20 protein-coding genes (1 of these 20 cut by a window edge) are annotated in these 25307 nt (G+C 68.3%); 11 read left to right on the top strand and 9 right to left on the bottom strand.

The features are described 5' to 3' along the window. Nucleotides 1–17: 17 nt before the first annotated feature. The 7 genes from AZL_RS19505 (at nucleotide 18) to AZL_RS19475 (ending at nucleotide 7086) form a co-directional block, all read left to right on the top strand. Complete coding sequence (locus AZL_RS19505) at nucleotides 18–227, top strand: MbtH family protein (protein ID WP_012976185.1); 210 nt, start codon at nucleotides 18–20, stop codon at nucleotides 225–227. A 207-nt stretch (nucleotides 228–434) separates the two neighbouring features. Next, entirely contained in the window at nucleotides 435–2552 is a 2118-nt protein-coding gene (locus AZL_RS19500; RefSeq protein WP_158305998.1) for a TonB-dependent receptor, read from the top strand. Then, the gene (locus tag AZL_RS19495; RefSeq protein ID WP_042444300.1) at nucleotides 2542–2751 is read left to right on the top strand and encodes a hypothetical protein; all 210 of its coding nucleotides are present in this window, start codon (nucleotides 2542–2544) and stop codon (nucleotides 2749–2751) included. The genes AZL_RS19500 and AZL_RS19495 overlap by 11 nt, the downstream gene beginning before the upstream one ends. Then, on the top strand, nucleotides 2748–3005 hold the full coding sequence (locus AZL_RS19490) for a hypothetical protein (protein WP_042444298.1): 258 nt from the start codon (nucleotides 2748–2750) through the stop codon (nucleotides 3003–3005). Before AZL_RS19495 ends, AZL_RS19490 begins: the two co-directional genes overlap by 4 nt. An 8-nt stretch (nucleotides 3006–3013) precedes the next feature. Next, nucleotides 3014–4537 (top strand): PepSY-associated TM helix domain-containing protein, encoded by a 1524-nt coding sequence (locus tag AZL_RS19485; protein WP_012976183.1) that lies wholly within the window; start codon nucleotides 3014–3016, stop codon nucleotides 4535–4537. Further along, complete coding sequence (locus AZL_RS19480) at nucleotides 4534–6228, top strand: cyclic peptide export ABC transporter (protein ID WP_052293710.1); 1695 nt, start codon at nucleotides 4534–4536, stop codon at nucleotides 6226–6228. The genes AZL_RS19485 and AZL_RS19480 overlap by 4 nt, the downstream gene beginning before the upstream one ends. 123 nt (nucleotides 6229–6351) lie before the next feature. Next, nucleotides 6352–7086 carry a GntR family transcriptional regulator gene (locus AZL_RS19475; protein WP_012976181.1) on the top strand — a complete coding sequence of 245 codons (735 nt, stop codon included), beginning with the start codon at nucleotides 6352–6354 and terminating at the stop codon, nucleotides 7084–7086. Nucleotides 7087–7156: 70 nt separating this feature from the next. Here the strand turns inward: AZL_RS19475 and AZL_RS19470 are convergent, their stop codons facing one another. After that, nucleotides 7157–7579 carry a MerR family transcriptional regulator gene (locus AZL_RS19470; RefSeq protein ID WP_012976180.1) on the bottom strand — a complete coding sequence of 141 codons (423 nt, stop codon included), beginning with the start codon at nucleotides 7577–7579 and terminating at the stop codon, nucleotides 7157–7159. A gap of 76 nt (nucleotides 7580–7655) precedes the next feature. On the opposite strand from AZL_RS19470, the gene AZL_RS19465 reads away from it, so the two are divergent. Next, nucleotides 7656–9923, top strand: coding sequence for a heavy metal translocating P-type ATPase (locus AZL_RS19465; RefSeq protein WP_012976179.1), 2268 nt, complete (start codon nucleotides 7656–7658; stop codon nucleotides 9921–9923). A 106-nt stretch (nucleotides 9924–10029) separates the two neighbouring features. Here AZL_RS19465 and AZL_RS19460 read toward each other — a convergent pair whose 3' ends face one another. From AZL_RS19460 to AZL_RS19430, 7 genes are all read right to left on the bottom strand, one after another. Beyond that, entirely contained in the window at nucleotides 10030–10728 is a 699-nt protein-coding gene (locus AZL_RS19460; RefSeq protein WP_012976178.1) for a pirin family protein, read from the bottom strand. Between the two features lie 120 nt (nucleotides 10729–10848). After that, a complete protein-coding gene (locus AZL_RS19455; protein ID WP_012976177.1) occupies nucleotides 10849–12297 on the bottom strand; it encodes an ATP-binding protein in 1449 nt (482 codons plus the stop codon). Nucleotides 12298–12450: 153 nt separating this feature from the next. Next, nucleotides 12451–13131, bottom strand: a complete 681-nt coding sequence (locus AZL_RS19450) for an RluA family pseudouridine synthase (RefSeq protein WP_012976176.1) — start codon at nucleotides 13129–13131, stop codon at nucleotides 12451–12453. 7 nt (nucleotides 13132–13138) lie between these two features. Beyond that, entirely contained in the window at nucleotides 13139–13456 is a 318-nt protein-coding gene (locus tag AZL_RS19445; protein WP_012976175.1) for a CcdB family protein, read from the bottom strand. Then, nucleotides 13453–13695, bottom strand: a complete 243-nt coding sequence (locus AZL_RS19440) for a type II toxin-antitoxin system CcdA family antitoxin (protein WP_042444291.1) — start codon at nucleotides 13693–13695, stop codon at nucleotides 13453–13455. The genes AZL_RS19445 and AZL_RS19440 overlap by 4 nt, the downstream gene beginning before the upstream one ends. A gap of 127 nt (nucleotides 13696–13822) precedes the next feature. Continuing rightward, the gene (locus AZL_RS19435) at nucleotides 13823–15448 is read right to left on the bottom strand and encodes a fumarate hydratase (RefSeq protein ID WP_042444289.1); all 1626 of its coding nucleotides are present in this window, start codon (nucleotides 15446–15448) and stop codon (nucleotides 13823–13825) included. A gap of 243 nt (nucleotides 15449–15691) precedes the next feature. Next, complete coding sequence (locus tag AZL_RS19430) at nucleotides 15692–19810, bottom strand: Pls/PosA family non-ribosomal peptide synthetase (protein ID WP_012976172.1); 4119 nt, start codon at nucleotides 19808–19810, stop codon at nucleotides 15692–15694. Nucleotides 19811–20586: 776 nt separating this feature from the next. Here AZL_RS19430 and AZL_RS19425 point away from each other — a divergent pair. Continuing rightward, nucleotides 20587–21333, top strand: coding sequence for an SDR family oxidoreductase (locus tag AZL_RS19425; protein WP_012976171.1), 747 nt, complete (start codon nucleotides 20587–20589; stop codon nucleotides 21331–21333). 154 nt (nucleotides 21334–21487) lie between these two features. Then, entirely contained in the window at nucleotides 21488–22768 is a 1281-nt protein-coding gene (locus AZL_RS19420) for an MFS transporter (protein ID WP_012976170.1), read from the top strand. Nucleotides 22769–22779: 11 nt separating this feature from the next. On the opposite strand, the gene AZL_RS19415 is transcribed toward AZL_RS19420, so the two are convergent. Then, nucleotides 22780–23262, bottom strand: a complete 483-nt coding sequence (locus tag AZL_RS19415) for an Lrp/AsnC family transcriptional regulator (protein ID WP_042444287.1) — start codon at nucleotides 23260–23262, stop codon at nucleotides 22780–22782. A gap of 135 nt (nucleotides 23263–23397) precedes the next feature. Here AZL_RS19415 and AZL_RS19410 point away from each other — a divergent pair, with 135 nt between their 5' ends. After that, a protein-coding gene (locus AZL_RS19410) for a transketolase (protein ID WP_012976168.1) crosses the window boundary here: on the top strand, nucleotides 23398–25307 show its 5' portion. Its footprint extends 502 nt past the window's final position; only the first 1910 of its 2412 coding nucleotides appear in the window; the start codon lies at nucleotides 23398–23400; its stop codon lies beyond the right edge, outside the window.

The raw sequence follows: 25307 nt of genomic DNA, 5'->3' as shown, positions 1-25307 counted from the left end.
CGCTTTGGAGGTGTGGAATGGCTTGGGATGACCCCGATCAGCGTCTGCTGGTCGTCATCAACGATGAGGAGCAATACTCGATCTGGCCGGCCTACAAGCCGATTCCCGCCGGATGGCGGGCTGAGGGGATGGAGGGAAACAAGGCCGATTGCCTGGCCCACATCGAGCGGGTCTGGACCGACATGCGACCGCTCAGCTTGCGCAAGACGCTCGACGCCGTTCAGTGAGAAGAGTGGCCGCAAGGGTCGATGGGGATGCCTCCGACCGCTGAATCTGTGGGGGATTCAGACTTTTAAACGCGATTGATTCTGAATCGCATAATAGCCGTGCAACCAGTGCCGTGTGCCTTGGGGGGCGTTGAGATGACGTTGAGTGTGATCGGGCGGGGGCGTCCGCCGGAAGCCGTTTCCGCGTGGATTGGTGTGAAAAGCGGCGTGTCGCACGCCGTGCTGCTTGGGGCGATGGCGCTGGCCGGGCCGGTCGCGCTGGCCGGCGGTGCCGCGGCCCAGACCGACGGCAAGGAGCCGGTGGTCCTCGATACGCTGATGGTCGGCGGCACGCCGCAGGCCCGCTACGACAGCCGCAAGACCGACGTCGGCGGCCGCCTGAGCGATGACATCACCGAGATTCCCCGCACGATCGACGTGGTCCCCGAGCAGCTCCTGCAGGACCAGCACGCCCGGGAGATGGAGGAGGTTTACCGCTATTTCCCCAACGTGGTGAACAACGACGGTTATGGCGGCACGCGTGAGGACTACATCATTCGCGGCTTCCGCCGCCGCGACGACGTCTACCGCAACGGCGTCCGCCTGAAGAGCAACAGCCGCATCGACCCCAGCACCATCGAGAGCATCCAGATCATCAAGGGGCCGGTGTCGGACATCGGCCAGATGACCCCCGGCGGTCTGGTGAACATCACCACCAAGAAGCCGAGCTGGACGCCACGCAACCATCTGGAGGTCAATGTCGACTCCCATGGCGAGCGGCAGACCATGTTCGACAGCACCGGCCCGCTGTCGGAGAATTTCGCCTACCGCATCGTCGGCAGCGCGGAATCGAGCAACAGCTTCCGCGACGACACGCTGATCCAGCGCCAGTTCTTCGCGCCGACCCTGAGCTGGGTCGGGTCGAGCGGCGCCAGCGTGACGGTGGGCTACGAATACAGCAAGGACAAGCGGCCGCTCGACCGCGGCTTCATCACCTTCCCGGTCGGCCGCGGACTGCGTGACGTCGCCGACGTCTCGCGCTCGACCCGCTACGACGCGAATTTCAGCAAGCGCGATTCGATCTATCACCAGGGCGAGGTCGATGTCGCGGTTCCGCTGCATTCCGACAAATGGACGCTCGAAGCCAAGCTGTTCTACAACCACGAGCGCACCGACGAAATCCACACCGAGGTGCGCAACATCCAGTCGAACGGGCTTCTGGTCCGCCGGGTCGAGGGCAACGACGACCGTATGCTCGACACCTTCTTCGGCCGGGTGCAGACCAAGGGCCAGTTCGAGGCCCTGCTGCCGGTCAAGATCGCGACGGGCATCGAGTACCGCACCCAGAAGGAGAGCTGGATCAACTATATCGGCGCCGATCAGGTGGGCGGCACGGTGTCCAACCCGGCAAGCTGGCGCCTGCCCGACAACAGCGCGCGGCCGACCGCCAGGACGGCGCGCCGGGTCGAGCAGACCGATTTCGGTCCCTTCATCCAGGCCGACATCAGCCTGCTGCCGACGGTGACCCTGACGCTAGGCGCCCGCTATGAATTCTCCAAGGGCAGCGCGCGGGTCGAGAATCTGCTGGGCCGCGGCACCACCGTCGGCTCCTATCCGGTCGACCGCCACCTGACCAAGACCGCCGGGCTGATGTGGAAGGCGCTGGAGGACGTGTCCTTCTTCGCCAACTATGCCGACACCTTCCAGCCGCACAATTTCTACAATGGCGACACCCAGGTCTTTCCGGCCGAGAAGGGGCGCCAGTACGAGGTCGGCTCCAAGGTCAACCTGATGGGCGAGCGGCTGTTCATGACCGCGTCGCTGTTCGACATAAAGCAGAGCAATGTCGTCGAGACGGTCAACGGCGTCGCCGTGCTGACCGGCGGACAGAAGTCCCGCGGCGCCGAACTGTCGGTGGTCGGCAACCCGGCCGAAGGCTGGAACGTCCGCGCCGCCCTCGGCTATGTCGATGCCGAGCTGGAGAGCGCCGACCGCAGCATCAACGGCAACCGCCCGACCAACGTGCCGACCCACAATGCCAGCCTGTGGTCGAGCTACGAGTTCAAGGATCCGGCGAGCCCGCTGGTCGGCCTCGGCTTCGGGGCCGGCGTCACCCTGGTCGGCAACCGCTTCGGCGATGCCCAGCACAGCTTCGAGTTGGGAAGCTACACTCTGGTCGATGCCGGCGCCTGGTACTACATCCCGGTCGGCGAGAAGAAGATCCGCCTGGATCTCGGCGTCAAGAACCTGACCGACAAGTCCTATCTGACAGCGTCGGGCGGCACCTACCGCGTGTCGGTCGGCACGCCGCGGACCGTCTATGGCGGCATCAGCCTTGACTTCTAGGCGGCATCCGCTCGACCGGCGCGACCGCCGGCGGCTGTGGGGCGTCTTCTGGGCGCTCCAGGCCGTCCTGCTCGCCCTGGCGGTCGCCGGCCTGGGGGGCGAGGCCGGGCTGCTGCTGGCGGTGATGGAGATCGGGCTGACCGGCAGTCTGCTGACCGCCCATCTGCGCGAACCCCTCAGACCGGAGCGGCGGCGATGACGCGGCAGGCCTTCCGCATGTTCCTGATCTCGCTGGCCAGCCTGCTGGCCGGGCTGCCGCTGTCGCTGGCTGCGGTCTCCGGCCTGTGCGCGCTGGCCGGCGTGGCCGGGATCGACCGCGTCCACATCGTGATGGTGACCGGGCCGGTGGTCTGGACCTGTCTCTGGTTCGGCATGCTCTGGGTCGGCTGCCCGCGGCAGACCCGGCCGGAGACTGGCCGCGCAGGAAGCCGCCGCCTGGGAAACAGCCCTTAGGGATGGTCATGCCAAGCCAGTCAGTCTCCGCCCGTCTGCTGTCGATCCACCGGCTGATCAGCCTGGTGTTCTGCCTGCTGATCTCCTGGTCGCTGTGGACTGGAATTCTGGCCTTCTACGCCGATTTCCTGCGTCCCTGGATGATGCCGGGTCTGGCCGAGGCCGCTGGGCGGCCGCTTCCGACCGCCGTCGAGGCGTTGCGGGCGGTGGCGTCGCGTCATGCCGTCGGCCTCGACTGGACGATGATGGCGCCGACGCCGTTGCGCGATTTCTTCGTCTTCTCCGGCCGTTTCGGAGAGGGGGCGCCGCTGACCAACCTGATCGTCAATCCGGCGGCCGACGTGATGGCGCCCTGGAACAGCGTGCTGACGGATTCGCTGTTCCGCCGCATCCACACCGACCTGTTGCTGCCCAAGCCCTATGGACGGTTCCTGATGGGGCTGGCCGGCATCCTGATCGTCCTGCTGGTCGGCACCGGCCTGTTCATCCATGGCAAGGTGATCGTCGAGGCCTGGAGCTGGCGCCGCCGCTCCCGGCTGATCGACCTCAGCGATGCGCACAAGCGGTTCGGCTTCTGGTTGATCCCCTATCTGTTCCTCATGGGCCTGAGCGGGGGCATCCTCGGGCTGAAGGTGGCGAGCCAGCCTTTGGACGCGATCCTCCAGGCCGGCGGAAGCCCGCAGGCGGCCCGCGCCCTGTTGAGTGACGACGGCGACGAGGCCATCATTCCCGGCCGTAGCGTGACCGCGATTGTGCCGGACGGCCTGTCGCGTTGCCTCGACCGTTTCGCGGAGCGCTTCCCGGACAGCCGCGTCGGCCGCCTGCAACGGCAGGGCGATCAGTTGATGGTCGAGGGGGTTCCCCGCGGTCGGCTGACCTGGGCCGGCGAGGGCGGCGGCAGCCTGCGCGCCTATTGCAGCCTCGCCGACGCCTCCATCGGCGAACCGCGCGATTCCCGCGACGGCGGTTGGGGCGGTGTGGTGGAAAGCGCGCTGCGCCCGCTGCATTACGCCCGCTTCGGCGGTACCGGCACCGTGCTGGTCTATTGCCTGCTCGGCATCCTCTGCCTGTGGATCGTCGATTCCGGGATGAAGCTGCTGTGGCTGCGGGCGGCGAAGGAGGAGAGGCGTCCGCAGGACGCCCTCACCCTGTCCCGCCGCCTGTTCCAGGCCAACAACGCGCTGTATCTGATCGTGCCGCTGCTGCTGCTCGCCGACAATCTGACGACGGGGACGACCCATGGCGGGATGGTGCTCGCCGCATCGGCGGCGGTGATCCTGGTCCATCTGCCACCTTGGCTGGACGGCGGCCGGGCGGCGATGGAGCGGGTGGCGCCGCCCGCTCTCGCCCTTGCCTATGCCGGGTTGCCGCTGCTGCGGCTGGCGTTGTATCCGGGGGCGCCCTGGTTCGGGGTGACGGCGGTGATGGTGGTCGATGCGACCGCCCTGCTGATGGCCGGCTGGCTCGCCGGCGTCGCCCTGTCGCGGCGGCGGCGGCAGGCGAGCGTCGTTTCGTGGGAGGAAGCGGCATGACGGCCCAAACGCCCCAGCCCGCGATGACGCTCGGCTCCATCCTGCGGACGCGCTGGCGGCGGATCGCCGCCGGGGCCGTGCTGAATTTCGGCAGCGCGCTGGCCGGGATCGCCGCGGTGGCGCTGTTCACCCATGCGCTGACGGCGCCGGCTCCCGGTCAACCGGCCCTCGGCCTGTGGCGGGTGGCGGGGCTCGGGCTGTTTCTGGTCGGCGCGCTGTTCGGGCTGGGCATGGTGTCGCAGTCCCTGATCGTCGGCGCCGGCCACGCCATCGTCCATGACCTGCGCCTGCGGCTCGTCCGGCGTCTGATGGCGACGGAGGTCGAGACCATCGACGGCATCGGCAGCGCGCGCATCCTGTCGACGCTGACCAAGGACGTGTCGATGATCAGCCAGGCCTTCAACAGCCTGCCTTTCGTGATCTTCGGCGCGGCCGTGCTGATTTGCGGCTACGGCTATCTGGTCTGGCTGTCGGCGGCCTATGCGCTGGCGCTGGCGACGGTGACGGTCCTGGTGGTGCTGGTCGCCCGCAGGCTGGCGGTGCGGGCGAAGCATCATCGCCGGCTTGCCCGCGAGGCCGACACCCGCATCCACGAGGCGTTCGAGGCGCTGATCCGGGGCCGCAACGAGCTGCGGCTCAGCCGGGTGCGCCGCGCCGCCTTCCTGCGCGATGGCCTGCAACCGGCCGTCGAGGAAGCCCGCCGACAGGAATCGACCGCCGACCTGTTCGGGGTGCTGACCTCCAACGTGGTCAATGCCGCCGTGCTGCTGACCATCCTGGCGATCCTGGTGCTGAAGCAGGGGCTGGGGCTGGGAAGCCTGGAGCAGGCGACGGCGGCGACCACCCTGATCCTGTTCATCCGGGCGCCGTTGGCCGGCCTGATCGGTTCGCTGCCGCATTGGCTGGCCGGCACGGTCGCGGTCCGCAGCGTCGACTCCCTCGCCCTGGCGGAGCAAGCCGGGGAGCCGCCGTTGCCGCCGGCCGCCGCCGACTGGTCGAGGCTTGATCTGTCCGGGCTGGGCTATCGCTATCCCGCGCGCGGCGCCGATGCCGGCTTCGCCTTCGGGCCGGTCGATCTGTCGGTGAAGCAGGGCGAGCTGGTCTTCATCATCGGCGGCAACGGGTCGGGCAAATCCACCTTCGCCCGGCTGGCGGCGGGCCTGTATCCGCAGCAGCAGGGTGACATCCGCTTCGCCGGCCGCAGCATCACGGCAACCGAGAGGGACTGGTACCGCCAGCATGTGGCGGTCATCCTCAGCGACTTCCATCTGTTCCAGCAGGCCCTTTCGGCGGACGGCGAGGCGCCCTCGACCGAAGCGGCCGACCGGTTGCTGCGCCTGCTGGCGCTCGACGGCAAGGTGCGGCTCGCCGGCGGCGCCTGGAGCACGGTCTCGCTGTCGCAGGGGCAACGCAAAAGGCTGGCGCTGATCACCGCCATTCTGGAGGACAAATCGATCCTGATCCTGGATGAATGGGCCGCCGACCAGGATCCGGAATTCCGTCGCATATTCTATACGGGACTGCTGCCTCTTCTGAAGGAGCAAGGCAAGACGATCATCGCCATAACCCATGACGATCATTATTTCGATGTCGCCGATTCCCTCTATAAGATGGAAAACGGCCTGTTGACCCGCATCCGCGGCGGACGACACGGATCGCCGTCCGCTGGCTTGGCGGTGGGGAAGGGGTAGGGCGGAGTCCGACCCAGCCTGGAGCAACGCGTCCTCCTCCCCCGCACCCCCAGGGCTTGAGCCTTGCGCTCGCCGATGGCATCAAGGCGGCTTGGCATCGATCGACGAGTGGGAGCGGACGGGGTGGCCCTGGTTCGAGACAAGGTGGTGCGAGACAACGCGACGGCGCTGTACCGGCAGATCGCCGACCGGTTGCGCGACGAGATCGCCAGCGGCCGGTTCGAACCATCGGGACGGTTGCCGACGGAAAGCGAGATCGGGAGCCGCTTCGCCGTCAGCCGGGTCACCGTCCGGCTGGCGCTCGACCGGCTGGAGGCGGAGGGGCTGATCGAGCGCCGCAAGGGCAAGGGCACCTTCACGGTGGGCAAGCGCGTCCAGCATCCGCTCGACCGCCTGCGCAGCTTCCATGAATCGCTGCGCGTGCAGGGCTTGAACGCCGAAATGCGGCCGCTCTCGGCACGGATCGTCGCCACGCCGCCGGACCTGCGCGGGGATTTCGGTCCCCGCTGCCTGGAGGTGCGCCGCCTGCATCTGGTGGATGGCGATCCAGTGGCGCTTGGCCGCAGCCTGCTGCCGGCGGCGCTGGAGACTGTCGACTGGGAGGAGGCCGGGCGTAAGCCGATCTACGGCATCCTTCAGGACATCGTCGGCAAGCCGGTCGGCGCCGCCGACATCGAGGTGAAGGCGGCGGCGGCGGATGCCGAGGTGGCGGCGGCGCTCGGCCTGCCGCCCGGCGCGCCGGTACTGGTGATGGAACGCCGGTCCGTCTTCGTCGGCGGCGCCTGTGCCGACCGGTCGGTGTTCCATATCCGCTCCGAACGCTACAGCTTCATCCTGTCGCACCGCTGGGACGGGTAGGGCGGCTGGCGGTTCCACCGCGCCCCTCGCCCGTGGTCGCCGCGATGCCCGCCGTCAATGATGCCCGCCGTCAATGATGCTCGTGCAGGCAATGGGCATGGTCGGCCAGGACCTCGATCACATGGCAACTGCGCACCTCTCCTTGCGCGCATTGGTTCACCATCTGCCGGACCTCGGCCTGAAGCGCCTGTAGGCGCCGGATCTTCGACTCGATGTCGGCCAGATGCGCACGGGCGAGGGCGTCGGCCGCCTCGCAGGACTGTCCCGGATCGTCGGCCAGCATCAGCAGTTGGCGGATGGCGTCGACCTCGAAGCCCAGTTCGCGGGCGTGCCGGATGAAGCGCAGCCGGCGCACCGCGGCGGCGTCATAGGTCCGGCGGTTGCTGTCGGTTCGTGACGGCGGGCGCAGCAATCCGATGCTCTCGTAATAGCGGATGGTCGGAATCTTCACCCCGGCCTGGGTCGAAAGGCTGCCGATCGTCAGAGCGCTCATGATGAATTTTCCCCCTTGATCCTCCAGTCGCTAGAGAATGTACGGTCGTGGCGGCACATCGACAAGGGGGCCTGCCATGAGCCTTAACGACGAGACAACCCCGACGGATCGGCAGCGGACCCGCTTCCGGGTGGGTGGCATGGATTGCGGCTCCTGCGCCGCGAAGATCGAAACCGCGCTGCGGCGGGTTCCCGGGGTGCATGAGGTTCGGGTCTCCGTGCCCAACGGCACGATGACCGTCACCCACGCCCCGTCGACCGCCAGCGATGCCATCACCGCTCCGGTCGTCCGGCTGGGCTATCAGACAGGTCCGGCCGAGGTCCTGACGGCCGCCGGCGGAACCGCGGAGCGCAGCCACGGCACGGCCGGCGACTGCGGCCACGACCATTCCCACGACCATTCCCATGGCCATTCCCATGGCCATTCCCATGGCCATGCTCACGATCATGGCGCCGGGGAAATGTCGGACCCGGCGTTCGGCGCGCTTTCCTGGTGGCGGCGGCCGAAGGCGCGGCTGGCGCTCGCCTCCGGCCTCGCGCTCGGCGTCGCCTATGTCGTGGGCGCCCTGGTTCCCGCCGTTTCGCAATGGGCCTTCCTGCTGGCGATGGCGGTCGGGCTGGTTCCGATCGCGCGCCGCGCCTTCGCCGCGGCCGGGGCCGGCACGCCGTTCTCGATCGAGATGCTGATGACCATCGCGGCGGTGGGCGCCATCGTCATCGGCGCGGTGGAGGAAGCGACGGCGGTGGTCTTCCTGTTCCTGGTCGGCGAATTGCTGGAAGGCTTCGCCGCCGGCCGGGCCCGCGCCAGCATCCAGGGCCTGATCGGCCTGATGCCCGACAACGCCCTGGTCGAAAGGGATGGCGGCGCGCGGACGGTGCCGGCCTCCGGGTTGCGGGTCGGCGAGATCATCCTGGTGCGCCCGGGCGACCGCGTGGCGGCCGACGGGGTGATCCTGTCCGGGGACAGCGCGCTCGACGAGGCGCCGGTGACCGGCGAGAGCGTGCCCAAGCGCAAGGGTGAAGGCGAGCGGGTGTTCGCCGGCACCATCAATGGCGACGGCACCCTGCGGGTGCGGGTGAGCGCCACGGCGACGGACAACACCATCGCCCGCGTGGTCCGGCTGGTCGAGGAGGCGCAGGAGAGCAAGGCGCCGACCGAACGCTTCATCGACCGCTTCTCCCGCTGGTACACGCCGGGCGTGGTGGTGATGGCGACGCTCGTCGCCGGGCTGCCGCCGCTGCTGGGCGGGGGAAGCTGGGCGGAGTGGGTCTACAAGGGGCTGGCGGTGCTGCTGATCGGCTGTCCCTGCGCCCTGGTGATCTCCACCCCGGCGGCGATCGCCGCCGGCCTGTCCAACGGCGCGCGCCGCGGCCTGCTGATGAAGGGCGGTGCCGTGCTGGAGGCGCTGGGCCGCATCACCACGGTGGCCTTCGACAAGACCGGCACCCTGACCGAGGGCAAACCGCGGGTGACCGACGTGATCGCCTTCGCGGGCGACGGGCAGGAGGTTCTGGCGCGGGCGGCCTCGCTGGAGACCGGGTCGAGCCACCCCCTGGCCAAGGCGATCCTCGCCGCCGCCGCCGACGCCGGCCTGACCGTCGCCGTGGCGTCCGACACCGGGGCGCTCGCCGGCAAGGGCGTGCGGGGTCGGCTGGACGGGCTGGAGTTGGCCCTGGTCTCGCCGCGGACCGCCGGCGAGCGGGTCCCGCTGACGCCGGAGCAGGCGGAGCGGATCACCGCGCTGAACGGCGAGGGCAAGACGGTGTCGGTCCTGCTGGTGGACGGCCGGCTGTCGGGCCTGCTGGCGATGCGTGACGAACCGAGGGCCGATGCGGCGGCGGGCATCGCGGCTCTGCGCGAGGCCGGGATCCGGTCGCTGATGGTGACGGGCGACAATGCCCGCACCGCCAAGGCGGTGGCGGAGAAGCTGGGGGTGGAACCCCATGCCGAGCTTCTGCCGGAGGACAAGCAGCGCATCGTCCGCGACCTTCAGGCGCGTGGCGAGCGGGTCGCCAAGGTCGGCGACGGCATCAACGACGCCCCGGCGCTCGCCGCCGCCGATGTCGGCATCGCCATGGGCGGCGGCACCGACGTGGCGCTGGAGACCGCCGACGCCGCCGTGCTGCACGCCCGGGTCGGCGACGTGGCGGCGATGGTCGATCTGTCGCGCCGAACCATGGCGAACATCCGCCAGAACATCGTGCTGGCGCTGGGGCTGAAGGCGGTGTTCCTCGTCACCACCGTGGCCGGGATCACCGGGCTGTGGCCGGCGATCCTCGCCGACACCGGCGCCACCGTCCTGGTCACCGCCAACGCCCTGCGCCTGCTGTCGCCGCGCCGGTGAGGCTTGCGAAACCGCGATTCGACGCATGGAGCCGATGACCAGTCAGGTGCCTTCACGGGCACCTGACCGCGTCGATGCCCCGACCTCGCTCCGGTTTCCCGCGGCTTCAGGCGAGGTCGAAGACCAGGACCTCCGCATCGTCGGCCCGGTCGAGCGTCACCGCCTGCTCATCGCTCAGCGCGGCCCCGTCCCCGGCCTTCAGCAGCGTGCCGTTCAGATGGACCCGGCCGCGGGCGACCTGGACCCAGGCGTGGCGGCCGGGACGCAGCGGCAGGGTGGCGCTCTCCTCGCCATCCAGCAGGGCGGCATAGAGATCGACATCCTGATGGATGAGGACGCTGCCGTCGCGCCCGTCACGCGACCCGACCAGCTTCAGCGCGCCGCGCTTGCCCTCGGCCGGGAAGTCCGCCTGCTGATAACCGGGCGCCAGATTGTTGGCCTCCGGCAGGATCCAGATCTGGAGGAAATGCACCGGCTCCGTATCCGATGCGTTGTATTCGCTGTGGCGGATGCCACGGCCGGCGCTCATCACCTGGACCTCGCCCGGACGGATCACCGACCCGGTGCCGATGGAGTCCTTATGCTCCAGCGCGCCGTTCAGCACATAGGAGACGATCTCCATATTGGCATGTCCGTGGGTGGGAAAACCGGCGCCGGGGATCACCCGGTCCTCGTTGATGACCCGCAGCGCGCGGAAGCCCATATGCGCCGGATCGAAATAGTGACCGAACGAGAAGCTGTGGTTGCTGTTCAGCCAACCCATGTTGGCGACCCCACGCTCGTCGCGGTGGCGAATGGTGATCATGGTGGAACCCTCCTTTGCCGTTGGGGTGTGTGCCTTCGTCTGGAGGGGAATTTGGCACCGGAGGGATTTGGGAACAATCTGGATATATGACACCATATTGTTCCTGTATAAGCGACAATATCACCCCGCCAACGGCACCCCCACGGCGAACACGGTTCCGCGCCCCTCGGTCGAGCGCAAGGTCAGCGGATGGTCGAGCAGCCGCGCCAGCCGGTCGACGATGGCGAGGCCGAGGCCGATCCCTTCGCTGCGGTCGCGGTCGGGACGGTCGAGCTGGACGAACTCCTCGAAGATGCGGCGGCGGTCCGGTTCGGCGATGCCGCGCCCGGTATCATGGACCTCGATCCACAACCGTCCGCCGCGGGTCCGGCAGCCCACCAGCACGCCGCCGGTCTCGGTATAACGGATGGCGTTGGCGATCAGGTTGCGGACGATGCGCTCCAGCAGGGCGGGATCGCTGCGCACCACCGCGTTGGTCGGGACGGCGCGCAGCCGCAGCCCCTTCGCCTCGGCTTGTCCGGCGAATTCGGCCTCCAACTGGGCGAACAGGGGAGAGAGGAGCATCTCGGCGGGCTTCGGGGTCACCACCCCCGATTCCAGTTTGGAAATGTCGAGGATGGCGGTCAGCAGGTCGCGCATCGACCGTTGCGCCGCCTTCAGGTCGCTCAGCAGAACCGCCGCCTTGCCACTCTGCGGCTGGCGTTCCAGCATGCCGGTGAACATGCCGATGGCTTGCAACGGCTGTTGCAGATCGTGGCTGGCGTGGGCGAGGAAGCGCGACTTGGCGCGATGGGCTTGCTCCGCCACGGTCTTGGCGGCGTGCAATTCCGCCGTCCGTTCGCGCACCTGCTGTTCCAGCGTCGCGTTGGCCCGCTCGATGGTCTCGGCCATGCGCAGGATTTCGGTGAATTGCCGGCGCACCTGCCGGGTCATCGGCCGGAAGATCGCCAGCGCCTCCGCCACCAGGATCAGCAGGGTGACCAGCAACGCCGCCAGCCCCAGCCGATGCAGGGTGTGGAAGCCGGCCTCCCCCTCCTCCTGGTAGAGCGCCACCATCTCTTCCAAACGGTCGAGCAGCGGGCCGAGCGCCTGGGCGGTGATGTGGTCGGCCTCCGCCGGGTCCGGCGGCTGGCCGGCCGCCGCGGCGGCGATGACCCGGCGCAGGGCGGCGACATGCTCGGCGACCATCACGTCCAGCGGATCGGGGCCGTCGCGGAACAGGTCCTGCGGCGGCGGGGCCAGCGGCGCCCCCTCATCCGGCCGGGCCCGGCCGTTCAGCCGGCGGTGGGCCGCTTCGAACAGGTCGGTCGTGCTCTCCAGCCGGCGGGAGAGGTCGACACGTGTCGTCGGATCGGTCGCCGTCTTCAGCTGTTCCACCAGCAGGGCGGTCCGCTGGGACAGCATGCGCTGCCGTCCGGAAACATTGACGATCTCCAGCATGCGCTCATGTTGGCCGATCACCCGTTCGGTCATGATGAAGCCGGCCAGGGTGCCCAGCGCGATCAGCGTCAGCGCCAGGGCATAGCGCAAGGTCATCCAGCGGGTGGCGGTCGTCCCCATCGGTATCATGCGCCTTTCCCCCGGCCAAATTCCGCGGCCATTCCCCTCGCCGTCGGGCTCGTCACTCCACCGGGCATTCCGGGGGCCGCAACCGCGGCATCATGGGGCACCCCGCGGCGGCGGAGCAACGGTTGCGGCGGGATCCGCGCGTAAAGGATAGGGTCAGGCGATCTCGCTGAAACCGCAGGCTTCCAGTGCGGCCCGCATATGCGGTGGCACCGGCGCCACGGCGCCGACCGGATCGCGTTTCGGGTAGAGCGGCAGCGAGATGGCGCGCGAATGCAGATGCAGCGGCTTGCCCTCCGGCCCGCCATATTGCGGGTCGCCGATCAGCGGGCAGCCGATGGAGGCGCAATGGACGCGGATCTGGTGGGTGCGGCCGGTGTGCGGCGTCAACTCCAGCCAAGTCAGGCCGTCGGCCTGACCGCGCACGACATAGTCGGTCACCGCCGACTGTCCGTCGGGGGAGCCGACGATGCGCCAGCCGCCTGTCTTGTTGGAGATTTTTGCGAGCGGCAGTTCGATCCGTCCGGAGTCCTGCGGCGGGCCGCCGGCCACCACCGCCCAATAGGTCTTATCGACCTTGCCGTTCTGGAACAGGATGCCGATCTTGCGCAGCGCCTTGGCATGGCGGCCGAGGATCAGGCAGCCGGAAGTATCGCGGTCCAGCCGGTGGGCAAGCGACGGCGGCTTGGGGAAACCGAAGCGTAGCGCGTCGAAATGCCGCTCCAGATTGGGCCCGCCGGCGGGGCCGGCATGGACCGGCAGGCCGGCGGGCTTGTCGAGGATCAGCATCAGCCCGTCGCGGTACAGGATGCGGTCTTGGATTTGGGCGGGTGTCACGGGCTACTCATCCCCAGGCGCTGGAAATCAGGAGGTCGATGGCGGCTATGATGCGGTCGCTGTCGTCGGCAAGCGAGCAGACCTTCCTGCCGAGTTGGTCGGCACGCATGGAGACGGTCTGCAACGGATGAAGAACCACTGGGATTCCGTCGATTTCAAAGGACGGGTTCAGTTGCGGATCGATGGGAGGATTTGCACGCTTGTCGACCATGGGAATGACGACGCGGCTGCGTGCTCCGTCAAACCTCCGCGACTGAATGACAACCACAAACGGATTGGTCTGGCGATGGGCACCGTTGTTTCTATGGACGTCGAACTGGCTCATAAGATGTCATCGACATACTGGTCGGCAAAGGACCCATGCTTCTCATCGAACCGGTTCCAGGCTTCGATCACTTCATCCAGGCGACGCTCCCGCTCCGCCTTGGCAACCTCGTCGGCCAGCAGCCTTTCAACCCGCTCCGACAGGTCGCCGGGAAGGGACTTGGCGCGCATCAGGATATCCTCGTCCAGCGACAGCGTGACGTCCCGCTTCGGCGCGCGCCGGTCATAGACACCGTCCATTGGATAGTCCTCCCCGATCCCGATGCAGTGAAGATAGGCGCCCCCGGTGCCATCCCGCAAGCGGACAGGAAAAGGGCGCGGGACCTCTCGCAAGGCGCCGCGCCCTTTCACATCCCGGCAGTCCCGATCAGGCCAGCTTCAACTCCTTGAAGAAGTCGTTGCCCTTGTCGTCGACGATGATGAAGGCGGGGAAATCCTCGACCTCGATGCGCCAGATGGCTTCCATGCCGAGTTCGGGATACTCGACGCATTCCACCTTCTTGATGCAGTCCTGGGCCAGACGGGCGGCGGCGCCGCCGATCGAGCCGAGATAGAAGCCGCCATGCTGCTTGCAGGCCGCCGTCACCTCGGGGCTGCGGTTGCCCTTGGCCAGCATGACCATGGAGCCGCCCGCCGCCTGGAACTGATCGACGAAGCTGTCCATGCGGCCGGCCGTGGTCGGCCCGAAGGAGCCCGAGGCGTAGCCTTCCGGCGTCTTGGCCGGGCCGGCGTAATAGATCGGGTGGTTCTTGAAGTAATCCGGCAGCGGCTCGCCGGCGTCCAGCCGGGCGCGCAGCTTGGCATGGGCCAGATCGCGGGCGACGATCAGCGGGCCGGTCAGCGACAGGCGGGTGCGGATCGGGTACTGACTCAATGTGGCGCGGATCCGCTCCATCGGCTGGTTGAGGTCGATCCTGACGACCTCGCCCGAAAGATGCTCGTCGCCGATCTCCGGCAGATACTGGGCCGGATCGGTCTCCAGCTGTTCCAGGAAGATGCCGTCCCTGGTGATCTTGCCCACCGCCTGACGGTCGGCCGAGCAGGACACGCCGATGCCGATCGGCATCGAGGCGCCGTGGCGCGGCAGGCGGATGACGCGGACATCGTGGCAGAAATACTTGCCGCCGAACTGGGCGCCGATGCCCATGTTCTGGGTCAGCTTGTGGACCTCGGCCTCCATCGCCAGATCGCGGAAGGCGTGCGCGTCCTCGCCGCCCTCGGTCGGCAGATTGTCGAGATAGCGGGCCGAGGCCAGCTTCACCGTCTTCAGATTCTGCTCCGCCGACAGGCCGCCGATGACGATGGCGAGATGGTAGGGCGGACAGGCCGAGGTGCCGAGATAGCGGATCTTGTCTTCCAGGAACTTCAGCAGCCGGTCGGGCGCCAGCACCGACGGCGTGGCCTGATGCAGGAAGGTCTTGTTGGCCGACCCGCCGCCCTTGGCCATGAACAGGAACTTGTAATAGTCCTCGCCCTCGGAATAGAGGTCGATCTGCGCCGGCAGGTTGTTGCGGGTGTTCTTCTCCTCATACATGGAGATCGGCGCCAGCTGGCTGTAGCGCAGGTTGCGCTTCAGATAGGCGTCGCGCGCACCCTCCGACAGGGCGGTCTCGTCGCCGCCCTTGGTCCAGACGCGGCGGCCCTTCTTGCCCATGATGATGGCGGTGCCGGTGTCCTGGCACATCGGCAGGGTGCCGGCGGCGGCGATGTTGGCGTTCTTCAGCAGGTCGAGCGCCACGAAGCGGTCGTTGGCCGACGCCTCCGGATCGTCCAGGATCTTGGCGAGCTGGGCCAGATGGCCCGGACGCAGCAGATGGTTGATGTCGGAGAAGGCGGCCTCGGCCAGCAGGCGCAGACCCTCCGGCTCGACCTTCAGGATTTGCTCGCCGTCGAACTCGACGACCGAGACATGATCCGAGGTCAGCTTGCGGTAGGTCGTGTCGTCCTTGGCGAGCGGAAACAGGCCGCGGGCTGAGGCGATGTCGTCGGGCATTGGGGCGTTCCTTCGTCTCGATCCAACGGCTGCCATTCGCCTCCGCGGGACGCGCCCGGCCGGGCGCGCGAAGGGGGCAGACCGCGCTCGGCCCCCCTTATACACCGCTGCGGGGCGGAGACAACCATCGGCGCGAGTAACCATGCGCGGCGCTTTGTCGTCCGCCGAAGACAGGCAAAAGAAAAGGCCGGCACACCGCAATGGTATGACCAGCCTTTTCTTTTCGTCACCGAAGTCGGCTGTTTACGCCGCCGCCCTGACCCGCCCGTGGGGCGCCGCATGGGCTTGCGGAGCCGGTTCCGCCGGGGCGCCGACCCAGTCGCCGTGGGCCGGGATTTCCTCGCCCTTCATCACCAGGGTCAGCGGACCCAGGCGGGCGAAGTCACCGACATGGGTGTCGTACAACACCGTGGCGCCGGCCCCGACGGTGACGCCGGTCCCGACCGACACCCGGCCGACCTTCATCACCCGGTCCTCGTACAGATGGGTCTGGAGGGCGGACAGGGCGTTGATGGCGCAGTAATCGCCGACCGACACGCAATCGAACTCGGTGATGTCGGTGGTGTCCATGTAGACGCCCTGGCCGAATTTGGTGCCGAACAGGCGAAGGACCCAGGGCAGCATCGGCGTGCCGCGCAGATGGTCGAGCAGCACCTTGCCGGCCAGACCCCAGTAGAGCACGGCCACCGCCTCCGTCCGCATCGCCCACCACGACCACATCGGCTTCATGGTGGGGGCGTAGCGGCCCATCAGCAGCCATTTCACCAGCGCCACCACCAGCACCATCGCCGTCGGGATGGCGACGCTGACCGCCAGGAACTGCCAGGCGAAATCGGCCCAGCGCGCATCCAGGATGGCGGGGGCGAAGAATTCCACCGCGAAGGTGCCGAAGGTGATGAACAGCATCGACGGCATCGACAGGCTGAAGGCCTCGAACACGGCGCGGCCGATGCGGCGGCCGCGCGACGGCTCGAAGGTCCAGTTGGCCGACACGTTGTCGAATTTCTGGCGCACCGGCAGCTTGATCGGCGGGCTGCCGAACCAGGTGTCGCCCGCCTGCATCTCGGCATTGGCCGGCGGCTTCGACTTGATGCCGATCAGCGTGCCGGTGGGGATGGAGGCGCCCGGCGGCACGACGGCGTCGTTGCCGACGAACACGCGGGCCTCGGTCTTCACCGGTTGCAGATGCATCCAGCCGCGGCGGATGTCCTCGTCGCCCAGCACCACCTCGTCGGCGATAAAGCATTTCTCGCCGATCTCCACCAGATCGTAGCGGCCGGCGAGGTTGGTCGAGATCTCCGCGTCGCGGCCGATCTTCGCCCCCATCAGCCGGTACCAGGCCCGCATGTAGACGGTGGCGTAGAGCGAGCTGAGGGTGTCCAGCATCACCTCGGTCGCCAGCGCCACGATCCATTTGCGGACATAGAACCAGCTGTGGACCGAATAGGATCCGGCCTCCACCTTCGGCAGCACGATCCAGCGCATGGCGGCGATCAGCAGGACGGTGAAGGCCACCAGGAACATGGCGGTCGGCCAGGCGATGGCGGGCACGTAATAGAGGTAGTTGACCTTGAACACGCCGCCCATCCAGCTGTCGAACTTGTCGAACAGATAGAAGGCCGGGAAGATCGGAAACAGTGCCACCGGCGGCAGGGCGACCAGGGCGGCCAGATAGATCACGCCCTGGGTGACGCGCTTGACGAGGCCGGCGGCCGGCTCCGTGGCAAGGGCGGCGCGGTCGACGGCGCCGACCTTGCGGGCGGGCGACCCGTCCCACGATTCATAGTCGCCGGTGTGGGTGCCGGCGGCCAGCGCGGTCAGGTCGGCCAGCTCGGTGCCCTTGCCGACCACCGTGTCGTGCCCGATGACGCAGGAGGTGCCGACATAGGCGTCCTCGCCGATCTCGATGGTGCCGATCACCAGCTCGTTGCCGATCACCTCGGCGTTGGCCAGCTTCACCTTGCCGCCGGTCGAGGCGCCGGCGCCGATGCCGACCAGATCGATGGCTCCGGATTCGAACTCGCCGATCATCGCGTTGGCGCCGATCCGGGCGCCGAGCGCGCGCAGGAACAGCCGCATCACCGGCGATCCCTGGAACCATTTCAGGTGGACCAGCGCGATGAAGCGCTGGGCCAGCCACCAACGGTAATAATAGACGCCCCACAGCGGGTAGCGGCCAGGCTTGGTCCGGCCGATGATCAGCCATTTCGCCGCGATGGCGATGGCGACGGTGGCGATGTTGATGACGATATAGACGCCGAACAGCGTCGTGATCTCGCCGAAGATTCCGGCATCCTCGTCCGACAGCAGCATGTAGCTGACGAACACGCCCAGCCACTGCATGGTCATCAGCCCGAGGACGATCGGCAGCGCCGCGGCCTGGGCCAGACCGCACAGCAGGCGGCGGGCCAGCGGCGGCGGATCGAAGGACAGGTCGGCCGGCTTGGCGGCGGGCCCGGCGGGCGCCTTGGCGTCCAGCCTTTCGGCCATGGCCCGCAGCGTGCGGGCGGCATAGACGTCCTGAAGGGTCAGGCTGGCCAGCCCGGCGGTCTCGCGCACCGCCGAGACGAAGCGCGCGGCCAGCAGCGAATGGCCGCCGAGATCGAGGAAGAAGTCGCCCTCCAGCGGAATTGACTGGCCGGGGAAGACCCGCCGCGCCGCCTCCAGCAGGATGGCTTCGGTCGGGCCGCGCGGCTCCTCCTGCTCGCTCGAGCCGGCATCCTCGGTCAAGGCCATCGCCTGCAAGGTCTTGCGGTCGGCCTTGCCGGAGGTCAGGCGCGGCAGCTCCGCCACCTGCTCGTAATGCGCGGGCACCATGTAGGCCGGCAGTTGGGCGCGCAGCGCGTCGCGCAGCGCGGTCTTGTCAAGCGATGCGCCGGGCTGCGCCACCAGGAAGGCGACCAGACGGTCCAGGCCGTTGTCGTTGCGCAGGACCACCGTCGCCTGGGCGATGCCCGGCAGCTCGGTCAGCTTCGCCTCGATCTCGCCCAGCTCCAGCCGGAAACCGCGGATCTTCACCTGGTCGTCGATGCGGCCATGGAAGCGCAGGTTGCCGTCGGCATCGACGCTGACCGCGTCGCCCGAGCGGTAGAGCAGCGGATCCGGCAGCGGCCCTTGCGCGCCGGAGCGGAACGGGTTGGCGATGAATTTCTCCGCCGTCAGCTCGGGACGGCCAAGATAGCCCTGGGCCACGCCGGGGCCGCCGATCAGCAGCTCGCCCTGGGTGCCGGGGGCCACCGGCTTCAGCGCCTCGTCCACCACATAGCAGGTGTAGTTGGGAATCGGGCGGCCGATGGTGACGGGGCTGTCGGGATGGACCTCCGCCACCGTCGCGACGACGGTCGCCTCGGTCGGGCCATAGCTGTTGAACAGGCGCCGTCCCGGCCGGCACCAGCGCGACGCGACGGCCGGCGGGCAGGCCTCGCCGCCCAGGATGACGACACGCAGCGACGGCACGTCCTTCGGCAGCATCGCCAGCAGGGTGGGAACGGTGTCGAGGACGGTGACGCCGGCCTCGGTCAGCACGTCGGCCAGCCGGTCGGCCTCGTCCAGAACCTGACGGCTGGCGACCCACAGGGTGGCGCCGGCCAGATAGGGGACGAAGATCTCCTCCAGCGACAGGTCGAAGGCCACCGAGGCGCCCTGGAACGCCACATCGTCGGCGGTGATGCCGTAGACGCTGTTGGCGGCGCGCAGGTAATGGCAGATGTTGCGGTGGCTGATGACGATGCCCTTGGGCTTTCCGGTCGAGCCCGAGGTGTAGATGGCATAGGCCGGGCTGTCCGGTGTCACGCCGTCGGCGCGCAGGTCGAACGGCCGCTCGTCCTCACCCAGCACGTCGCCGATGCGCAGCAGCCGGACGTCGGCACCGGCCTCGGCCAGCGCCGCCGCCTTGGCTCCGGTCACCAGATCGATCAGGATCGCCGGGGCGGCGCAGTCGGTCAGGCTGATCGCCACCCGCTCCGCCGGGGCGTCGGCGTCGAAGGGCAGATAGGCGGCACCCGCCTTCAGGATGCCCAGCAGCGCCACATGCAGATCCAGCGACCGCGCCATCCACAGCCCGACGAAGCAGCCGTGCCCGATCCCGCGCGCCCGCAGGCCGCGGGCGACCCGGTTGGCGCGGGCGTCCAGCTCGGCATAGGTGACGCGGCGGCCTTCATAGATGATGGCGGTACGGTCCGGATGGGCCGCCGCTGTCGCCTGCGGGATGTCGGACAGCAGCTCGTCGCGCCGCAGGGACGGATCGATCGGGCCGCTCAGGGTGGGGACCGATGGGGTGGCGGTCCACGGAGCGGAGATCGCCGATTGACCGGCCGGGGAAACGTCGGTCGGGCCGTTGGCCCGCGCAGTCAGCAAGGTCACGCTGTGTCAGCCTTCCAAAGGGAATCAGCGCGGTGGCGCCACATGGAACCCATCGTCATGCGGTTCCGGCGGTCGGCTGAACGCGGCGAAGAGCCGCTCTCAAGTTGTGGCGCGCTATGGTTAAGAAATGCTTGCGGCCGGGGGTGCCGGCACCCGTACCGATGGGGGATGACAAGTCTTGGGCTGCCCAAGCGCCGCGAAAGCAACATTCGCCCGACCGAAAGAAAGAGTAAGACCTGATCGCACCCGATACATGCGGAGACATGAAGGAGCTTGTTCGCGCCTTCATGATCCGTCGCGCGGCGACGGTCAAGCTTATCCTCATCGCTGACGGTCGAAGGGTTGGACCATGTGTCGGGGCCATCACATCTCCGCCGGAGCGGTGAGGTCGGCCATGGCGGTCGTCGCTTGCCGATCCGGCCCCTGAGGCCCGGCGCCGGTGAAGGCGCCATCGAAACCAAGACCAGAATGGGCCTCCCCAGCCAATGGGCGTCAAGGGACGGCAGGCCCCGTGGCGCGGCCCTGTCCCCTTCCCGGGCACATGTGGTGTCGCTCTCCGGTCCGCGCCATTCGTCAGGCGCATGGCTGAGGCTCCGGGATTCCGGGTTTGGCCCGATTATTCATGATGGACGACATTAAAAAATTAAATGATGATCATCATCGAAAATCCCCGGTGCTGGCCGGGACCTGAAAACCGGATGAGCGATGCGGAGACCATGATGGGCAGTGTGGCGAACAAGGCCGGGGGCAAGACCGGGGGCAAGACCGGGACGGAGATGAGCGGGCGCGTGGTCCTGGTCACCGGGGGGACGTCCGGCATCGGCCGCGCCACGGCGCTGGGCTTTGCCGAAGCCGGGGCGACGGTGGTCGTCACCGGCCGGCGCGAGGCGGAAGGGCTGGAGACCGTTGATTCGATCGGCCGCGCCGGCGGCATCGGCCGGTTCGTGGCGGCCGACGTCGCCGACGCGGCGGAGGTCGCCGCCCTGTTCGAGCGGATCGAGCGCGAGCATGGCCGCCTCGACGCCGCCTTCAACAATGCCGGCATTCATCAGGTCGCGCCGCTGACCGAGATGGAGGAGGCCGCTTTCGACCGCATCCTGACCGTCAATGTGAAGGGGGTCTGGCTGTGTCTGAAGCATGAGCTGGCGATCATGAGGCGCCAGGGCCGTGGCGCCATCGTCAACACCGGGTCGGTGCTGGGGCAGATCGGCATGGCCGGCAATGCCGCCTATTCCGCCAGCAAGGCGGCGGTGGAGGGGCTGACCCGCACCGCCGCCATCGAGGTCGCCGCCTTCGGCGTGCGCGTCAACGCCGTCTGCCCGGCGATCATCCAGACGCCGATGACCCAGGCCTCCTTCGGCGGGGCCGAGCGGGTGGAGGCGGTGCTGGGCCCCCGTCATCCCGTCGGCCGCGTCGGCCGGCCGGAGGAGGTGGCCGCCGCCGTGCTCTGGCTCTGCTCCGACGCCGCCGGTTTCGTCACCGGCCAGTCGATCAACATCGACGGCGGCGTGACCGCCCAATAATACGCGGTCGGAAAAGTTCCGACCGCCGCGTTCATACGCCACGCAGGCTTCGCGCCTGTCGGCGCCCGCCCGCGGTCGCGGGCGATACCGGGTCCGGAAAGCCAAAACTTCCCGAACCCGGCATGTTCCAGCACGCCACCGGAGAATCCAGCCGATGCTGTCCACCCCTCTCGCCGCCGCCCTGGCCCGGCGCGACATCCATTATGCCTGGGTCGTCGTCGCCGTCACCTTCCTGTCGATGCTGGTGTCCGCCGGTGCGGTCGGCGCCCCCGGCGTCCTGCTGCTGCCGCTTCAGCGGGAATTCGGCTGGGACACCGCCGACATCTCCACCGCCATGGCGATCCGCCTGCTGCTGTTCGGGTTGATGGGGCCCTTCGCCGCCGCGATGATCAACCGTTTCGGCGTCCGCCGCATGGTGCTGTCCTCGCTGACCCTGGTCGGCGTCGGGCTGCTCGCCTCGCTGGCGATGCGTGAGGTTTGGCAGCTCATCCTATTGTGGGGCTTCGTCGTCGGCTTCGGCACCGGCCTGACCGCGATGGTGCTGGGCGCCACCATCGCCACCCGCTGGTTCGTCGCCCGCCGCGGTTTGGTGATCGGGTTGCTGACCGCCAGTTCCGCCACCGGGCAGCTGGTCTTCATGCCGCTGCTGTCGCTGCTGACCGAGGCCTATGGCTGGCGCAGCGCCATCGCCCTGCTGTGCGGCCTGATCGCGCTTGCGGCGTTCGCCATGCTGGCGCTGATGCGTGACCGCCCGGCCGACCTCGGCCTGTCCGCCTTCGGCGAGGTCGAGGGCGCGTCGCCCGCCGCTCCCGCAGGCGCCATCCTGGCTGCGGCACTGGGGGCGTTGCGCGATGCCGCGGTGACGCGCAGCTTCTGGGTGCTGTTCGCCACCTTCTTCATCTGCGGGGCCAGCACCAACGGTCTGATCCAGACCCATCTGATCCCGCTCTGCGTCGATTTCAGCGTGCCGGAGGTTCAGGCGGCCGGGCTGCTGGCATTGATGGGCGTCTTCGACTTCGTCGGCACCGTCGGGTCGGGCTGGCTGTCCGACCGCTATGACAACCGCTGGCTCCTGGTCTGGTATTACGGCCTGCGCGGCCTGTCGCTGCTCTATCTGCCCTATTCCGATTTCACCCTCTACGGCCTGTCGGTCTTCGCCGTCTTCTACGGGCTGGACTGGATCGCCACCGTGCCGCCGACCGTGCGCCTGACGGCGGAACGCTTTGGCCGCGAGCGGGCCAACCTCGTCTTCGGCTGGATCTTCGCCGGCCATCAGTTGGGCGCCGCCGCCGCCGCCTTCGGTGCCGGCCTGTCGCGCAGCGCGTTGCAAAGCTACCTGCCGGCCTTCGCCACCGCCGGCGCCCTTTGCCTGCTGGCGGCGCTGCTGGTCCCGATGGCCGGCGGCCGGGCGAAGCCGGCGGTGGGGCGGGGGTGAGGGAGACCCGCTCACTCCCCCAGATGCTCCAGCGGCAGGGCGGTGCGGTAGCGCACCTGTTTCAAGGCGAAGCTGGAGCGGATGTTGGCGACGCCGGGAATCCGGGTCAGGTGTTCCTTCAGAAACCGCTCATAGCTGGCGAGGTCCGGGACCACCACGCGCAGCAGGTAATCGGCGTCGCCGGTCATCAGATAGCATTCCAGCACCTCCGGCCGCGCCATCACCGCCGCCTCGAAGCCGTCCAGCCGCGCCTCCACCTGCCGCTCCAGGCTGACATTGACGAAGATGTTGACCGGCAGATCGACGGAGGCCGGATCGACCAGCGCCACATAGCGGGCGATCACCCCGGCCTCCTCCAGCGCCTTGACCCGGCGCAGGCAGGGGGAGGGCGACAGGCCGACCCGCTCCGCCAACTCGTTGTTGGGCAGTCGGCCGTCCTGCTGAAGGGCGGCCAGAATCTTCCGGTCGATGCGGTCCAGGGCATATCTTGGCATCGGATGCGTGCTTCCCGCTTCATGGTGGCATCCAATGCTAAAACGATCGGGCGGCCGGTGCCACTTCGCAAGCACATGCCCGATCGCCGATGATAGGCTGTTCCAACCATAATCCCCCGTTCAGGAGCAGCCCCCATGACCGCGATCCAGCCGTCCTCCGCCGATCTCGCCTGCCTGGCGGAACTGGAACGCAAGGTACTCTGGCTCGCCTCCTGGACCATCCACAACGCCAACCATGTCCGCCCCAATCTGGATGGCTTGAAGATCGGCGGTCATCAGGCCTCCAGCGCTTCGATGGCGACCATCCTCACGGCGCTCTACTTCTCGGCCCTGCGGCCGGAGGACCGGGTGGCGGTGAAGCCGCATGCCAGCCCGATCTTCCACGCCATCCAGTATCTGCTGGGCAACCAGACGCGGGAGAAGCTGGAGAATTTCCGCGGCTACAAGGGCGCCCAGTCCTACCCGTCCCGCACCAAGGATGTGGACGATGTCGATTTCTCCACCGGTTCGGTCGGGCTCGGGGTGGCGCAGACCCTCTTCGCCTCGCTGGTGCAGGATTACCTGAAGGCCAAGGGCTGGGCCGCCGGCCTGCCGGAAGGCCGCATGGTCTCGCTGGTCGGCGATGCCGAGATGGACGAGGGCAACATCTTCGAGGCCCTGCAGGAGGGCTGGAAGCATGGTGTCCGCAACACCTGGTGGATCGTCGACTACAACCGCCAGAGCCTGGACGCGGTGATCCGCGAAGGGCTGTGGGAGCGGCTGGAGAACATCTTCCGCGCCTTCGGCTGGGACGTGATCATCCTGAAATACGGCACCCTGATGCAGGAGGCGTTCAAGGAACCGGGCGGCGAGCGTCTGCGCCACTGGATCGACAGCTGCCCCAACCAGCTCTATTCCGCCCTGACCTATCAGGGCGGGGCCGCCTGGCGCCGCCGCCTGATGGACGATCTCGGCGACCAGGGCGACGTTACCCGCCTGATCGAGCGTCGCAGCGATGAGGAGTTGGCGCGGCTGATGGGCAATCTCGGCGGGCATGACCTGCCCTCGCTGCTGGAGGCTTTCGCCCAGGCCCGCACCCATGACCGGCCGGTCTGCTTCATCGCCTACACGGTCAAGGGCTTCGGCCTGCCGCTGGCCGGCCACAAGGACAATCATTCCGGTCTGCTGACGCGCGAGCAGATGGACGGTTTCCGCACCGCCAACAAGGTCCGTCCCGGCCATGAGTGGGACCATTTCGAAGGGCTCTCCCTGCCGGCGGCGACCTTGAAGGACTTCCTGCGCCGGGTTCCCTTCGCGCAGAAGGGCCGTCGCCGCTACGAGGCGCCGGCGGTGGCCGTGCCGGCGGCGCTGGCGGCGCCGACGCAGAAGAGTCTGTCGACCCAGGCCGCCTTCGGTCTGATCCTCAACGAGATCGGGCGGGAGCGCTCGCCGTTGGCCGAGCGCATCGTCACCACCGCCCCTGACGTGACCGTCTCCACCAACCTCGGCGCCTGGGTGAACCGCCGCGGGCTGTTCGCCAAGAGCGAGCTGGCCGACCTGTTCAAGAAGGAACGCATCCCCTCCACCTATAGCTGGGACTTCTCGCCGAAGGGCCAGCATCTGGAACTGGGCATCGCTGAATCCAACCTGTTCATCCTGCTGTCGGCGCTCGGCCTGTCGCACAGCCTGTTCGGGGAGCGCCTGCTGCCGATCGGCACCGTCTACGACCCCTTCATCATGCGCGGTGCCGACCAGTTGAACTATGCCTGCTACCAGGACGCCCGCTTCATGCTGGTGGCGACGCCGTCCGGCATCACGCTGGCGCCGGAGGGTGGGGCGCACCAGTCCATCGCCACGCCGCTGGTCGGCATGGCCCAGGACGGGCTGGCCTATTTCGAACCCGCCTTCACCGACGAGCTGGCGGTGGTGATGCGCTGGGCTTTCGACTATATGCAGCGCGACGGCGAGGGGGCGCCGGGCGAGCGCAACTGGCTGCGCGACGAGACCGGCGGCTCGGTCTATCTGCGCCTGTCCTCGCGCGCGCTGGAGCAGCCGACCCGGACGAT

The organism is Azospirillum sp. B510 (genome assembly GCF_000010725.1).
Classification (GTDB): Bacteria; Pseudomonadota; Alphaproteobacteria; order Azospirillales; family Azospirillaceae; genus Azospirillum; species Azospirillum lipoferum_B.
Note: the sequence above shows the minus strand (reverse complement) of the source record. Positions and strands in the feature narration are given on the sequence as shown.